Annotated in this window: 12 protein-coding genes and 1 pseudogene; 10 read left to right on the top strand and 3 right to left on the bottom strand. The window is 38.8% G+C overall.

Annotation, left to right across the window (positions count from 1 at the left end; genetic code table 11):
* Positions 1 to 61: 61 nt before the first annotated feature.
* The 5 genes from BANA01_RS25185 (at position 62) to BANA01_RS25165 (ending at position 8,099) form a co-directional block, all read left to right on the top strand.
* Positions 62 to 1,975, top strand: coding sequence for a putative thiazole-containing bacteriocin maturation protein (locus BANA01_RS25185; protein ID WP_034677069.1), 1,914 nt, complete (start codon positions 62 to 64; stop codon positions 1,973 to 1,975).
* Positions 1,972 to 3,918, top strand: a complete 1,947-nt coding sequence (locus tag BANA01_RS25180) for a TOMM precursor leader peptide-binding protein (protein ID WP_034677067.1) — start codon at positions 1,972 to 1,974, stop codon at positions 3,916 to 3,918. The genes BANA01_RS25185 and BANA01_RS25180 overlap by 4 nt, the downstream gene beginning before the upstream one ends.
* A 23-nt stretch (positions 3,919 to 3,941) precedes the next feature.
* On the top strand, positions 3,942 to 5,519 hold the full coding sequence (locus BANA01_RS25175; RefSeq protein WP_034677066.1) for a SagB family peptide dehydrogenase: 1,578 nt from the start codon (positions 3,942 to 3,944) through the stop codon (positions 5,517 to 5,519).
* 329 nt (positions 5,520 to 5,848) lie between these two features.
* Positions 5,849 to 6,799, top strand: a complete 951-nt coding sequence (locus BANA01_RS25170) for an MBL fold metallo-hydrolase (protein ID WP_034677064.1) — start codon at positions 5,849 to 5,851, stop codon at positions 6,797 to 6,799.
* A gap of 73 nt (positions 6,800 to 6,872) precedes the next feature.
* Positions 6,873 to 8,099 (top strand): eIF2A family protein, encoded by a 1,227-nt coding sequence (locus tag BANA01_RS25165; RefSeq protein WP_034677061.1) that lies wholly within the window; start codon positions 6,873 to 6,875, stop codon positions 8,097 to 8,099.
* Positions 8,100 to 8,172: 73 nt separating this feature from the next.
* On the opposite strand, the gene BANA01_RS25160 is transcribed toward BANA01_RS25165, so the two are convergent.
* The gene (locus tag BANA01_RS25160; RefSeq protein ID WP_034677059.1) at positions 8,173 to 8,736 is read right to left on the bottom strand and encodes a DUF421 domain-containing protein; all 564 of its coding nucleotides are present in this window, start codon (positions 8,734 to 8,736) and stop codon (positions 8,173 to 8,175) included.
* Between the two features lie 153 nt (positions 8,737 to 8,889).
* Between BANA01_RS25160 and BANA01_RS25155 the strand changes: the two genes are divergently transcribed.
* The 3 genes from BANA01_RS25155 to BANA01_RS25145 all read left to right on the top strand — a co-directional run bounded on the left by BANA01_RS25155 (position 8,890) and on the right by BANA01_RS25145 (position 11,059).
* The gene (locus BANA01_RS25155; RefSeq protein ID WP_235847233.1) at positions 8,890 to 9,336 is read left to right on the top strand and encodes a DMT family transporter; all 447 of its coding nucleotides are present in this window, start codon (positions 8,890 to 8,892) and stop codon (positions 9,334 to 9,336) included.
* Between the two features lie 263 nt (positions 9,337 to 9,599).
* A complete protein-coding gene (locus BANA01_RS25150) occupies positions 9,600 to 10,037 on the top strand; it encodes a hypothetical protein (protein ID WP_326161071.1) in 438 nt (145 codons plus the stop codon).
* An 83-nt stretch (positions 10,038 to 10,120) separates the two neighbouring features.
* Positions 10,121 to 11,059, top strand: coding sequence for a patatin-like phospholipase family protein (locus BANA01_RS25145; protein ID WP_034674712.1), 939 nt, complete (start codon positions 10,121 to 10,123; stop codon positions 11,057 to 11,059).
* Positions 11,060 to 11,065: 6 nt separating this feature from the next.
* Here BANA01_RS25145 and BANA01_RS25140 read toward each other — a convergent pair whose 3' ends face one another.
* Complete coding sequence (locus tag BANA01_RS25140) at positions 11,066 to 11,629, bottom strand: MerR family transcriptional regulator (RefSeq protein ID WP_052106351.1); 564 nt, start codon at positions 11,627 to 11,629, stop codon at positions 11,066 to 11,068.
* Between the two features lie 234 nt (positions 11,630 to 11,863).
* Between BANA01_RS25140 and BANA01_RS29730 the strand changes: the two genes are divergently transcribed.
* Together BANA01_RS29730 and ftsZ are read left to right on the top strand one after the other, a co-directional pair.
* The gene (locus BANA01_RS29730; RefSeq protein ID WP_157411890.1) at positions 11,864 to 12,034 is read left to right on the top strand and encodes a hypothetical protein; all 171 of its coding nucleotides are present in this window, start codon (positions 11,864 to 11,866) and stop codon (positions 12,032 to 12,034) included.
* Between the two features lie 623 nt (positions 12,035 to 12,657).
* Positions 12,658 to 13,821 carry a cell division protein FtsZ gene (gene ftsZ / locus BANA01_RS25135; protein WP_034674709.1) on the top strand — a complete coding sequence of 388 codons (1,164 nt, stop codon included), beginning with the start codon at positions 12,658 to 12,660 and terminating at the stop codon, positions 13,819 to 13,821.
* Positions 13,822 to 14,071: 250 nt separating this feature from the next.
* Here the strand turns inward: ftsZ and BANA01_RS25130 are convergent.
* A pseudogene (locus BANA01_RS25130) lies at positions 14,072 to 14,421 on the bottom strand (DUF1259 domain-containing protein).
* Positions 14,422 to 15,055 lie beyond the last annotated feature (634 nt).

The raw sequence follows: 15,055 nt of genomic DNA, 5'->3' as shown, positions 1-15,055 counted from the left end.
TACATAGGATGATAGTGATGATAATTAAATAAGAGGTAAATTACGGCTAAGGAGGAGCGCAATGACGAATATGAACCCTTCTATGCGTCTGAAAGTCAATAGGGATACGTTTTTTCTCCCTGACCCCAACAGAGGTGTGTATTTTCGGAACAATGTAAGTTCGTTCCGTATGGAAGGCAGTATGATTGATCAATGGGTTGAAAAATTGATACCAATGTTTAATGGCGAGCACACCTTGGAAAATTTGACAACCGGTTTGCAAGGACCTTACCGAAATAGAGTCTATGAAATTGCAGAGGCACTATATCGAAATGGGTTTGTTCGAGATGTGAGCCAAGATCGTTCACATCAATTGAAGGAGCAGGTTTTAAAAAAGTATGCTTCTCAAATTGAATTTGTAGATAATTTGATTGGTTCAGGAGCTTTCCATTTTCAGTCCTATCGTCAGGCGAAAGTATTGGCAGTGGGATCCGGTCCTTTTTTTGTATCGTTGGTTTCTTCCCTGCTTGATTCTGGATTAGCGAAGTTCCATATTCTAATCAAGGACAGTGTTCAAACAAATAGAAGGCGATTGATGGATCTTGTGGAGCATGTCCGTAAAACAGACGGTGAAGTGGAGATAGAGGAGGTCCTGCGAAACAATCAAAGTACATGGCAGGAGATGATAAAACCTTTTGATTATATTTTGTATGTTGCACAAAAGGACGATGTAGAGGAACTCCGTCTTCTACATAGGGTTAGCAAAGAAGAGAAGAAAGTGTTTCTCCCTGCTATCTGTTTAGAGCAGGCGGGTCTAGCTGGTCCCTTAGTACATCCAGACTCAGAGGGGTGTTGGGAGTCAGCATGGCGTCGTATTCACCAATCGGCTCTCTACAAAGATCAGCCATCTTCCGAATTTTCTTCAACAGCAGGAGCAATGTTGGCTAATGTTATCGTATTTGAGCTATTTAAAAACATTACGGGTGTCTCGGAAAAGGAACCGAAGAATAAAGTCTTTCTTCAAGATTTTGAAACGTTAGAAGGTGATTGGCATACATTCATGCCTCATCCATTGGTGACAGGACAACCATCATCTAGAATGGTTGAAGATTTAGAAATGCGACTAGCAAAAGGAACGGACAGAGGGGATCCGGGTAAATTACTTCTTGCCTTCAACCAGATGACTTCAAAGGTATCTGGAATTTTCCATACTTGGGAGGAGGGGGATTTAAGTCAGCTCCCGTTATCTCAGTGTCGAGTCCAAGCAGTCAACCCATTGGCAGAGGGGCCATCTGAACTGTTAGATGATATCGTCTGTACAGGTCTGACACATGAGGAGGCAAGGAGGGAAGCTGGGTTGTCCGGAATAGAATCGTATGTATCACAAATGGTCGGTTCCCTCGAGCTGCCTCCGGAAGTGGTGGTTGGAGCAGGTGAAACTTTCGCGGAAGGTGTTTGTCGAGGATTGCAAAGATATTTGGATGAGGAGTTGATCATTCAAAGTCTTGCACAGAATTATTCCATCCTCCCGGTGCAGTTAAGTACGGTAAAAGATGAACGCTGTCAGTTTTATTTGAAGGCACTGTCCACGTTACGGGGAGCACCTACGATAGGGATTGGCGAGGAAGTGTCTGGATTCCCAGTTGTGTGGATTGGTACCAACGACGGATGGTATGGCAGTGCCGATTTGAATATCACATTGGCATTACGAAATGCGCTGCAACAGGCAATTAGCACTGTGCAAAATAAAGAAGAATACTTGTTGGCACGATCATTGGAGGTTTCATCCATGATACTGGATGAAAATGTGCCGAAAAGCATTGAAATACCTGGATGTGAAGAGAGGATACAAACTGAGGACTTGCTGAATGCCATGGAAATCTTGAAACGGAACGGAAAGCAGTTGTCTATATATGAATTAGAACTAGAACCCTTTTTGAAGGAAGGATTGGCAGGGATATTTGGGGTATTGGTTCAAGAGGAGGGATTAACGTGAGTGCTGTCATATTGGTCGTAGGAGAAGGACTGCTGGCAGACCACATGTGTGAAGAACTTTCTTCTCAATACTTGGTATTTCGCCAAACTGATTTTGGGGCAATCGTGCCCGGTAGTGTTGATTTGGCATTGGTATTACATGACGAATGGAATCCCTCCGTTCATCAAAAAGCAGAAGAGGTGTTTCGTCAAACCAATACACCTTGGTTGAGAGGTTTTGTTACTTTTGGTGAAGGTGTAATAGGACCGCTAGTTCGCCCCAGCAGGCAAGGGTGTTCACGATGTTCGGATATGAGGCGTCTAATGACAGGACACGACCGGAATGAGATGTGGGAGATACAAAAAAGGTTGGAGTTAACAGCTGGAATACAGCAGGAAGCTTGGGCATCTCGTACAGGTCTTTTACACCTATCCCACCTGGTCGTGGATGAGGTCCGAAGAATACTCAAAGGGAAGCAGGCACAATCTGAAGAAAAGGTATGTTTTATCAATCTGAAAACGTTGAAAAGTTCCTGGCACAGGTTTTTGCCCGTTTCCTTGTGTCAGATATGTAGTCAATTACCTGACGATTCACTAGTAAATGCTCAAATTACTTTGCAGCAAAGTCCGAAGCTTACCAGTGACAGTTATCGCAGCCGTTCGTTAGATGACCTGAATAATGTTCTCGTTAAAGACTATTTGGATCAGCGCACAGGCCTTATGAATGATAAAATGGTTAATCTCGTGCATACATTTGCAGATGTCAGTGTCAATTTGCCATTATTCGAGGGTGACGAGCGAACAGCAGGCCGTACGAACTCATTCGCTGTAAGTGAATTAACGGCTATTTTGGAAGGATTGGAGCGGTACTGTGGACTTGAGCCGCGTGGAAAACGGACTGTGGTTCATGACAGTTATAACCATTTGAAAAATCAAGCACTCAATCCGATTGAGGTTGGAGTACACGCAAAAGAACAGTATGAGAGACCTGGTTTTCCATTTACAGAATTTGATCCAGATCGCCCGATTGATTGGGTATGGGGATATTCGTTTTTGCAGGAGCGTCCGATTCTGGTTCCACAGCTGCTTGCCTATTATAGTTTGGGCTGCGGATCACGAGGATTTGTCTATGAGACGTCCAATGGATGTGCGTTGGGCGGAAGTCTAGAAGAGGCCATTTTCTATGGGATTATGGAAGTGGTGGAACGAGATTCGTTCCTGATGACTTGGTACGCACAGATGCCACTCCCTCGGCTGGACCCTGCCGCCATTGACGACCAAGAGCTTCAGTTAATGATTGAACGAATGCGTGCTGTCGCGGGATATGATTTATATTTGTATAACTCTACTATGGAGCACGGAATTCCAAGTATTTTGGCCATAGCGAAAAATCGAAAGGAAAAAGGAATGAATCTTATCTGTGCGGCCGGATCTCATTTGGACCCGATACGAGCAGTAAAAACAGCGGTTCACGAGTTAACTGGTATGATGCTGTCGTTGGACGAGAAATTAGAGGCAAACCAGGAGGAGTATGTGAGAATGTTCCATGATTCTTCCTTAGTGCAGCAAATGGATGATCATGGAATGCTGTATGGTTTGCCGGAAGCTGAAGAGCGCCTGCAGTTTTTGTTGGACGAAAATCGTCCATTGCGACCGTTTCACTTAGAATTACAGTGGAATTCAGAACATTTAGATCTTACCGAAGATCTTCGGGAAATTCTTCAAGTTTTTCGTCGAAAAAACCTCGATGTAATTGTAGTGGACCAAACGACACCAGAAACAAGCCGAAACGGACTCTATTGTGTAAAAGTACTTATACCCGGGATGCTGCCGATGACATTCGGACATCACCTAACTCGCGTAACAGGGCTGGAGAGGATATTCAAGGTACCTATGGAACTTGGATATTCCAATGAACCGCTGAAAGCTGAACAGCTCAATCCACATCCTCATCCGTTTCCATAAACGCAACACTAGGAGGATAGAGTATGAGTCTAGATGAGTTTCTGCACCATCTGCATTTTGATATTGAGAAGGCAAGCATACCCAATTGGGAAGTGGATTGGGAAGATAAACCGCTTCCGTATAAACTATACCGCGGATTGCCTGTGTTTCCTTTATCTCTAGAAGTACCACTAACACTTGAAGGACAGGAACAACCCGCCACACCGAACCTAAGTAAAATAGGTCATTTTCTTTGGTATGTTTACGGCCTTACTCAATTTAGCCAATCTGTCTTTAGCTTAGATTCAACTGAGAAAACACAAGACCTTATGCAATCATACAGGAGGTTTGCTCCCTCGGGCGGTGCTCTGTATCCAAACGAATTATACGTATATTTGAAAATCGAGGATTTGCCAGTTGGTGTGTATCATTATGATGTGGCACACCATCGCTTAGTATTACTGCGAGAAGGGAATTTCGACTCCTATATTGCTAGGGCACTTGGTAATCGTTGTGAAATTCCAGCCTGTTTTGGAACGGTTTTTATATCGACCATGTTTTGGAAAAACTTTTTCAAATACAATAACTTTTCTTACCGATTGCAGGGATTGGATGCGGGTGTATTAATTGGACAATTATTGGAAGTGTCAAAACGATTTGGCTTCGAATCGGGCGTATACTTCCAATTTCTAGATCGGGCTATGAATCATTTGCTTGGATTAACCGAAAAAGAAGAGAGCGTGTATGGTGTCATTCCGCTTTCCGTGGAACCAACCATTTGGTCAGCCAACGGGAGTGAAAAAGACAGAATGGTTTCCGCTGCAGAGTTGTGTCGAGAATTAACACCGATTCATCCCCATCACTATGTAAAGTCACAAAGGCTTAAAGAGTATCTGATGTTAACCAAGTTAAATGAAGTGTCCATGTTGGATTCCACAACGAAGTTTCAGTTGATTGAGGCTGATAAAAAGGAGTGTTTTGAGGGTCAAGCGGTAACTCTGCCACATGCGGAGAGGCAGTCGTATGACCTAGGATCCGTTTGTCGAAAGCGATTTTCTCCTGATATGGATTTCATATTGGGAAAGGTAAGTCCACTCGAAATGGCAAATCTCTTACGCGGAGCAATGGATTCCTTTTTGTATCGTAATGATTTGGAGGCTGTCTATCAGAAAAATGAGCCTCGTGTCTCACTAAATGTCTGCTTGTATAATGTTGAAGGAATTCCTAATGGTGCGTATCAATATGACAGCACTTCTCATCAATTACGTCCTGTAAATCTAGGAGATCATCGACTCCTGCTGCAATCTGGTATGTCGTTATATAATGTAAATTTGCTCCAAGTACCACTCTGCATTCATATCACAGGAGTAAAGGATTACTATAAAACTACACTTGGATACAGAGGATATCGAATCCAACAAATGGAGGCAGGTATGCTCGTGCAACGATTACTCTTATCGGCAGGAGCCAGTGGAATGGGAGGGCACCCTCTCCTTGGATATGATTCCAACCTGTGTGATGAAATTTACAGGATGGAACCGCAAGGAAAAACGAGCCTAATTCAAATTCCGATTGGTCCCTATCGACCACGGCCTTGGTTAATCGGAGGTTTGAGTAGTTAGTATTACTTATTCAAGGCTGTGTAAATTTAATTAGGTGAATAAACAAAAATAAAGATCAACTTTTTTATATACGGCATTTCTACTAGTTACGTAGAAATGTCGTTATTTTATTATATAGTTTTAAGAAAAACAAACTTTATTTAGGGACGTTCTAGACGCGAAATAGATAAACTTACTCTACACTTAGAAAAGAATGCTTGCCAGCGCAATTATTAACGTTTTATGATTAAGGAAATGAATGAAATATAGACCTATTTTTTGGTCACTAAGCGAATATTTTCATCAAAAGACCTTACAATCTACATTGAAGTTAGAGGAGGTTCTACTAGATGGACCAGTATCCAACGCTAATAAAAATCTCAGAGGATATTTATCAACTAGTTGTTCGGTATCCGTTTGGCATGTTTGAAATGAATAGTTACTTATTCAGAGGAGAGAACGGATTTACGATTGTCGATACAGGTAGTGAAGCAAAGGAATCAATCGATATTTGGGAGAAAACCATATCATCAGGAATCACTGTTGAAAAATTAGTGTTAACACATGCTCATCCAGACCATTGTGGACTTGCTAGATGGTTTCAGGACCATCACGACGTTCCTGTCCTTATTTCAAGTTTAGGTTATCAAGAATTACAGAGAAGACGAAACCATCGTAGGGTTAATTGGCTGCATCATTTTTTAAAATCACATGATTGTCCTGAAATATCTCAAAATTTGGGTAATTCAGAAGCTGCTGCCTATGAGTTTGAACCTGATGGAATATTTGAAAATCAGCAATCTATCATGCTAGGAAACGATAGATATGAAACGATTTGGACGCCAGGTCATTCTTATGACCATTTCTGTTTTTATAATCAAAACCAGGAGGTGATGTTGACAGGAGATCATGTGCTAGCTGGACTTTCACCGATCGTAGCGCTATGGTCAGAGGACGATGTGAATCCAATAAAAGATAACTTCACTTCGCTGGAAAACCTAAAAGCATATCCTGCCAAGCTAGCTCTCCCTGGTCATGGTGTACTCATCAACAACTTAAATGATCGAATAGACGAAATGATCGGGAGCCACAAGTATCGCCTCCAGCAGATCTTACATTTTGTTGAAAACGAAGAAAAAACAGCGTGGCAAATTTGCCAGGACATTTACGGTTCGCTTAGTAAAACCAAATTCTTTGCCCCCTTAATGGCCACTATTGCACGACTTATATACCTTGAAAAGAGTGGAGAGGTACATAGTTTGTTGAGAAGCGGAAAATGGTACTATAAGTCGCCGCAATAAATTGTAAGTCCCCCGAGCTATTCGCGAATCCACACCCATAATCAGGATATCCTATGACTAGGAGGGATTGATTATGGGTTTTCGAGTTTTACTTCTATTAATCTTCATCTGTTTTCATTATTCAACGATGGTCCGTGCCGAAGTTCCATTTACCGCTGCATTTATCCGTGACCATCAACTATGGCTAAAAAAGGGCGAGGAAGAGGTTCAACTCACAAGAGGACAATATGTAAGTTCTCCAAAATGGTCATATGATGGACGTTTTATTGCGTATATTGATGGTGATGAACAAGGGGAGAAATCAAATTTATTTATATATGATACGAAGGAAAAAGAAAGTTATCAGCCTTATACAACCATTCAAACATCCGATTTTAAGTGGTCCCCGCTAAAAAATCAACTAGCCTACAATTCCGGCGGTGTATTGAATATTACGAAAGAAAAGAATGGCCGGCCACATGGATTTAAAAATGTCTCTTTAGGTGTTCGTGATTTTGAATGGTTTCCGAATGGGAAGGAATTTATTGTTTCCTCCCAAGCCAATTTACTTCCCACTGGATGGGGACCTGTTCACCTGTTTAGAATTCCTGTCAACGCAAATCTGGATGTAAAGAAAATAAAGCCTTTTTATACGATACAAACGAATGAATCTGATTTGTTTGCAATTTCTGCTGACTATTTTAAATGGAGTTTTGATGGAAAGTGGGTTAGTTTTTTAGCGATGCCTACTGCTTCCTGGTCCAATGATAGCAATACCTTGTGTGTTTTATCATCAAAAGGTGATCAATTTCAAGCAGTTGGAAAGATGCTATGGTATAAAGATTGGATCAAGTGGTCAGTTTCAGCTAATCAACTCGCCTATATCTCAGGAGAAGGAAGATTTTTCGTTGAAAACAAAAAAACAAAAATTGCTGATATGCCAAGTTCATTACAACAAAAGGAATATACACCTAAAGGCTTCGTTGACCTTGATTTAGAATGGCTCTCTTCGGATAAGGTAATTGTTGCTCGTGCAAAAGAGAATAAGGCGTGGAACAAAGGACCTGTCCCTACTATGTTTACAGCACTATATGCGATTAATATTAAATCAGAAGAACAACAGCAAATCACTTTTCCAAGGGATAATGAACTGGATAGAGATCCTCAGGTAGTTGGATCATATATAACCTGGTTTCGCAAAAAGGGGAGGGAGCTTAAAGGAGATGTATGGTTAAAGGATGCATTAGATGCAAAAGAGAGTATTTGGCTCAAAAATATTGATTTTGCTCCAGAGTTTTTGCAGAGAACTAAAGGTCTTTAGTATTGTGACTTTAAATCCCCGATACATACACGGGGATTTTAAATTCCTTCTATGTGACACCGTTACTGGTAATTTATTTAATATCAGGTATTTTATTAAATAAATTACCTTGTTTATTTTCTTCGCTTGAGTGTAAATTATCATTTCGATATTCCATATTCATTTGTAAAAACTCTTTCCGTGTAATTGGTTGAATATGTTCCATTAGTTCATAACCTAATCCGCCATCCGATTCAATCGTGGCGGTTTTTACATCACAAATATAAGCAATGCCTTTTTGCCGTAATTTCATTTCTAATTGGTCAGTTGTCATACGTAATTTTTTTAAGCTATCAACGATGATTTGGCCATTCCGAATTACCACTGTTGCATTACCAGTTAAATAACGTTTTAAGAAGTTTAACTTTAACTGAAGAAATTGAACAAAAATTAAATAAAGCACAAAAATAGTTAATATAACTAATACTTGCCAAAATGTATGTTCTCTAATCGCGTGGCCCATCGTTGTTCCTATTGCTAAAGTAATGATAATCTCCAGACTTGACATTTGAGCAACTGATTTTTTTCCTGCAATCCTAAGGAGAATGGTGCTTATAAAAAGTAAAATGATCGATTCCCATATAAATGTTATACTCATTTGCCACCCCAAGTACTTTTAGTTTATTTTGTATCAATCACATCCTTTTTTAAACAAGATGTGCGATAATGTTTTAGCCAGTCAGCTAGATGAATACTTTTATTACTAATCAACCCTTTGGTTTTTTCCTTAGGTGGATAGGTGGAATTAATCATGTATATGTTTTTTTATTTATTATTAGCCATTATTGGCGGTACTTGTATTGGGCTGCAAGCAGGGATAAATGGTGTATTGGGAAAAAGAATCGGAGTAATAGAGGCTTCTTTTGTTTCTTTTTTTATCGGGACAATCATTCTCTTATTACTCGTTATTTTTGCAGGAAAAGGGGATTTATTAAAAGTAACAGACGTATCAAAATGGCAGCTGCTAGGTGGAGCGCTTGGAGTTGTTTATGTTTCTATTATGGTTGCCATCGTACCAAAAATTGGAGTTGCCTCTGCCATCACTGCCGTCATTGTTGGACAGTTATTTATTAGTGTAACGCTTGATCATTTTGGAGTCTTTACAAATCAACGAATTCCAATTGATTGGTACCGCATTTCAGGTTTGGCATTATTACTTGTCTCGTTATTTTTAATTTTTAAAGGAACCATTAAATAGTTTTAACAAAACGAAATATCAATTGCACCAAAAAGTGTCTCGCACTGATGAATGTTTAAGTTTATCATCCAAGGTGCTGGACGCTTTTTTTTATAGGGATTATTCCCCAATTTGTCAGTAACAATATAGGTATCTAGATTTGTTTTATTATGTGTCTATTAAATTTTGGTATTATAGCTTTATAGTTTTCATTCCTATTTGTAAAATAGAAGAGTCTAGGAATATTCAGATAATAGATGTATACAGGTAAAGGGAAGTGTTAAATGATGCTTTATATCAGGAATATTGAGAAAATCATTGATGAAACTTTAGAAAAGCACAATTTAGATATTAATTATGAAATTAACAATAAACTCACTGTACCTATGAGTTTTAACATTTCGACAAATACAATAAAATTTAATTACCTTCAAGTTAACGGTTATATCAATAAAATTAGAATGAAAGAGACTGAGGAAAACTTGGTTAAAATTATTCTTTATCATGTGATTGGCTATTATTTGGATTATAAGAAAAACAAATATGATTTAAGGACCTTAATGTACGGTGAAGACTACGAAATAGCAAAGCTTAAAATGGAGATAGAAAGAAATGCTTGGGTGTATGGGAGAACATTGGTGCCTGAACAAATGTTGCACGCTTATGATCAAGTACGTGAACTAGATAAAGAACTCGTACATGGTCAACTAACCAATATATAATGGATTTTGTTTCGTAGTAAAAATAGCACATGAAAGACCTTTGTATTTTAAAATATATATATCAGAAGAAGAGGTGAATCTAGTTGCGAGCAGATGCTGTTTTTGAAGGCGGCGGAGCAAGGGGAATTGCTTTTGTCGGAGCCATTCAGGCAATGGAAGAGGAAAAGGTAGAATGGCAAAGGATAGCTGGAACCTCAGCGGGAGCCGTAATCGCCGCTCTTTTGGCAAGCGGCTATAAAAGCAATGAAATTAAAAAGTTTTTGAGTGAACTAGATTTTTCTAAGCTCCGAGGCAGGACTTTCATGAACCGAATCCCCATTGTCGGCAGCTTACTCGAATTACTGTTTCATCTTGGTATCTATAAAAATGATTATTTAGAAGCCTGGGTAGATTCACTTCTTTTAAAAAAAGGGATAAAAACATTTGCAGATCTACCAAATGGAAAGTTAAAGATCATCGCTTCTGATGTTTCGAATGGCCAAATGCTTGTTTTGCCGGATGATTTAGAGCGCTATAGAATGACTCCTGCAGATTTGAAGGTTTCAACTGCGGTAATGATGAGTGCGTCGATTCCATTTTTCTACCGTCCTGTTATTTGGAAGTCAAAGGATCGAAACACATCCTACATATTAGATGGCGGTTTGCTGAGTAACTTCCCCATTTGGATTTTTGATACGCCAGACCCTAGGTTTCCAACGTTCGGTTTCCGCTTTGTAAAAGATAAAGTAAGTATAGACCCAGTAATACCAACGCCGCTGCACCTTTTCAAAAATATATTTAAAACGATGCTTCAAGCCCATGACCTGCGACATTTGAATGAAGATACACTAGAGCGCACAATAAAAATCCCAACAGGGGATATTAATGCAACTGATTTTAATCTTAATAAGGAGGAAATCGATTTTCTGTATCAATCAGGTTATACTTCCACAAAGAAATTTTTATCGGTGTGGGATTTTGAACAACATAAATCTAATAGATTACAAAGAATTAAGAAAACAACGCCATTCCATCAAGAATGACGTTGTTTATTTCCACCACTGCCACCATTTCCGTTGCTGTGCAGCTGCTATTTGCATACTTGTTTCTTCCAACATGAAATTACTACGCGCCTCTACTAGTTGCTCCGTTCGTTCCACATACTTTAATATCTGGTTCATCTTATCTTCTAAATACGCTTCCCGTACAGCTTTCTCCTTTAGTAGTTTAATCAAATCCATGTTGATGCGCTCTAAATTTTCGATCCGTTCCATTAATTCATTTAAATCATTTGTATCCTGCTTCAACGGCATTTCTTTGTCTGGTTCAGTTAATGCAAGATTTTCATCCGTAATGGTAATTGCTTTATTTTCATCAGAACTCGATATCATTATGGCTTGTACTGAAAGTTCCAAAGTCATACCTTCTTGGCTGCTATAATCTATGAATTTTCGAATCGTGTTGATATCCTTATCAAAGTATCCACGGTGCCCTCTACTATTCCGGTGGATTGGATACCCGTGTCTTTCTAATAGAGTGGCATACTTTCGTAATGTATTGCTGTCTATGCCAAGCAATTCTTGTACGTGACTAGGGGAATATATTTGCTCCATACCCATGCCTCCTCTATTACTTTCAACTAATGGTAAATATATAGTTAAGGTTATTATAACATTTGATTTTTAATTATTTGTCGAACCAGCAAAGACTAAACGATTTGTAATAGGACTGACAAAAATGTGAAACATCTAGCTGAAAAAAATAAGGATATTCGTGATGCATATCACATCTGAAGGGAGATAAATCCCTTAAAATAACATTAAGATGATAACAAAGGGGGAAATACAATGTTTCTTACTTGGTTGATGTGTATCAGTTATTTTATAGGTTCTTATTACATTACCGTTGTTATTTTTGACCGACTTAAGGAGAAAGATCAAGCTGATTTAGCTCAATTAGAATCTCAACTTCAAGATATGTCTGTGAATCATATACAAGCTTTGAAACAAGCAGTTTAATTTTCAATTCTGTAAGCCAAGAGGCATCTGACTATTCAGATGCCTTTTGGCTTTTTTCATGATAAATTACGTTTTAAGCGATCTGTTGATGAAGGATAGCAGAATGATTGAATGAGTTGAGTTTCATTTTAAAAAAAGATCAAAACCGATTGAAATGAGCCAGCCAACAGCAAGAGCAACGATGAGATATGTACCCAAATAAAGCAATATTTCTGCCATAATTCCTCCTTATCTTCATCCCTCTAATTTATAAAGCCATTATAACAAGCGATTTTTCAAAATTTGTCGAACCAAAGGATATTAATCAATTTGTAGTTAGACTGTTAACTTCCTTTAACAATAGAAATACCCTGAAAATAAACAGGACCTTATTCCTTCAATAAGGAAAAATATGACTGCTTTTCGCATGATAAAGGGGGGTGCATTTTCCCATGCTAGCGCCTTTAATAATAGGTATCACTTAACTAGACAATAAATTTAATGTTCCGTAGACTAAACACTATATTATTTTTCTAGTATTTACTTGGGGTAAGAAGTAACGTTGCTAAATCAAATAATAGATTTACTACCGAACGATTATAAGTAGTGTAAAAGTAGGATTTCGGGGAACGGGAGGAATATCCATGTTAGAATTTGATACAAGTATGGACCAATTAGCCACGATTAAAGTAATCGGTGTAGGCGGCGGGGGAAACAACGCCGTTAACCGAATGATTGAGGATGGAGTTGGCGGTGTAGAATTTATTGCGGTTAATACAGACTCACAAGCAATCAAGCAATCAAGAGCAGCCATCAAAATGCAAATCGGCTCCAACTTAACAAGAGGCTTAGGTGCCGGGGCTAATCCGGAAATAGGAAGAAAAGCGGTGGATGAAAGCAAGCACCAGATTGAAGAAGTGTTAAAAGGTGCCGACATGGTTTTCGTTACAGCAGGAATGGGCGGTGGTACAGGAACAGGTGCAGCACCTGAGATTGCGAGAATTGCCCGAAAGCTTGGTGCCTTGACGATTGGAGTGGTAACACGGCCTTTCAAATTCGAAGGCCACAAGCGTGCTGTTAACGCAGAAAATGGAATTAGTGCGATGAGGGAAGCAGTGGATACATTAATCATTATTCCAAATGATCGCTTATTGGAGATTGTAGATAAAAAAACACCGATGATTGAAGCTTTCCGGGAAGCAGATAATGTACTTCGCCAGGGGGTTCAAGGGATATCGGATTTAATTGCAGTGCCTGGTTTAATTAACCTTGATTTTGCAGACGTCAAAACAGTCATGTCCCACAAGGGAACGGCACTAATGGGAATTGGTATTGCGGAAGGAAGAAATCGTGCAACAGAAGCAGCGGAAAAGGCATTAAATAGTCCGTTGTTGGAAACCTCTATCAATGGAGCACATGGTGTCATTATGAATATTACGGGCGGAAACAATTTAAGTCTTTTTGAAGTACAGGAAGCAGCTGAAATCGTTGCATCGGCTTCTAATGAGGAATTAAATATGATATTCGGTTCGGTCATTAATGAAAACTTAACAGACGAAATTATTATAACCGTCATTGCTACAGGTTTTACAGAGAAAGAGGAAATCGAGGTACATAAACCTTCACAGCCAACCATAAAGGAAAAGCCACATACCTATCAAATGGAAAAACGTCATTCCTATCAGGAACCTGAACCAATTATCCATTTCGAAGAAATTCTAAAATATGAGCAACACCCAGAAGAATCGGAGGATTCTCAGGATATCCCAGCTTTCTTGCGTAATCGAAGAAAACGACGTTCGTTTTAATGAGGAAATCAAGCAACTGTCCTATTAGTCAAGTCCTTAACTTTTGTGTATACATATAAATAAATGATACAAGGTCCGTACTTTATATAATTCCACAGGAATCAGGATATGTATTTAAATAAGGCTTATTATACGAGATTTGGTTCATAAATTGTATAGTAAGCCTTATTTTTCATACTAAAAATATACTGCCATTAGCGACATTTCTTAATTGGAAAATACTGTTCAAATAAAGATCAAAAAACAACTATTATTTAAAAAGCCCTGCTTCTCTCGCTGCTTCAATACTATTTCGAGCAAACTCAAACGGATCGCCAACATTCTCCCAATGAATGTACATTAAACGTGGATTATCAAAAAGCCAATGGTTATGGACAGCTGTAACGATAATCCCTCTTTTTCGAAGAGCCGAAAGGAATGGGTTTATTTCTTCTGAAGGATAACCGTTTCCCCTAAATTAAGAGTATTTCCATTTCTATTGTCTTCAAAAGAAAGTGCAAATGGAAGTGCAAGTGGAGAACGTGTGCGACGACCTAAATTAGTGGCATTAATATTGCGAAGACGTTGAACTACACAAACAGGAGTTGCAGCGATTACCATCCCGCCAATAATATCTGCAAGTTGTCGGCATGTTGAAGTGTTTACACCCCCAACATTACCGTGTCTATCATCTTTATTTCTATTTCTCGGATTATCCATGTGGAATTCCGAACTTGATTCTTGCTCATTATCCATTCCAAAGTTTGTATGTCTCTATCGGAACCCCTAAAGAAATTTTGATTTCCTCTTTCATCAAATTCCCTTCTTTTCATGTAAACCATATCCTTTATCTTATGACACTAAACAGTTTATTCAGAGCTGTCGGACAAGGATAGACGGATTAAATAGGACAAAAACCCTTTTATTACAAACTATGTAGCATAAATATTAATAAATAGGGATTTGCTAAATACAGATATGATAATAAAAAAAGGTGAACCCGAAATACCATATAAAAAATTAAAGGAGGTTTAGAAATCCAACCCTCCTTATTTGTGCATTTTATAATAAGAACAACATAAGAATTGGAAACCAGGTACGAAAATTCAGGAGAGGCAATAATCGTTTTGATTATGTCTTCTTGCAAATACTTTTGAAAAATGGTAAGCTTTAGAAGAATTATTTTTGTTCGGTGTAAAGGATAGTATAAGATTAACTTTTCGTCTTGATGATCACTGAGTGCAAGGATAGTAAT

The sequence above is a fragment of the Neobacillus niacini NBRC 15566 genome (assembly GCF_001591505.1).
Taxonomy (GTDB): domain Bacteria; phylum Bacillota; class Bacilli; order Bacillales; family Cytobacillaceae; genus Neobacillus; species Neobacillus niacini.
This window is presented reverse-complemented; position numbering and strand designations above follow the sequence as displayed.

Bases quoted from the DNA above. Each gene is read 5' to 3' on its own strand.
- BANA01_RS25185 (WP_034677069.1), top strand. From the start codon at position 62: ATGACGAATATGAACCCTTCTATGCGTCTGAAAGTCAATAGGGATACG.
- ftsZ (WP_034674709.1), top strand. From the start codon at position 12,658: ATGTTAGAATTTGATACAAGTATGGACCAATTAGCCACGATTAAAGTA.
- BANA01_RS25150 (WP_326161071.1), top strand. From the start codon at position 9,600: ATGATGCTTTATATCAGGAATATTGAGAAAATCATTGATGAAACTTTA.
- BANA01_RS25140 (WP_052106351.1), bottom strand. From the start codon at position 11,629: ATGGAGCAAATATATTCCCCTAGTCACGTACAAGAATTGCTTGGCATA.
- BANA01_RS25170 (WP_034677064.1), top strand. From the start codon at position 5,849: ATGGACCAGTATCCAACGCTAATAAAAATCTCAGAGGATATTTATCAA.
- BANA01_RS25160 (WP_034677059.1), bottom strand. From the start codon at position 8,736: ATGAGTATAACATTTATATGGGAATCGATCATTTTACTTTTTATAAGC.
- BANA01_RS29730 (WP_157411890.1), top strand. From the start codon at position 11,864: ATGTTTCTTACTTGGTTGATGTGTATCAGTTATTTTATAGGTTCTTAT.
- BANA01_RS25175 (WP_034677066.1), top strand. From the start codon at position 3,942: ATGAGTCTAGATGAGTTTCTGCACCATCTGCATTTTGATATTGAGAAG.
- BANA01_RS25155 (WP_235847233.1), top strand. From the start codon at position 8,890: ATGTATATGTTTTTTTATTTATTATTAGCCATTATTGGCGGTACTTGT.
- BANA01_RS25165 (WP_034677061.1), top strand. From the start codon at position 6,873: ATGGGTTTTCGAGTTTTACTTCTATTAATCTTCATCTGTTTTCATTAT.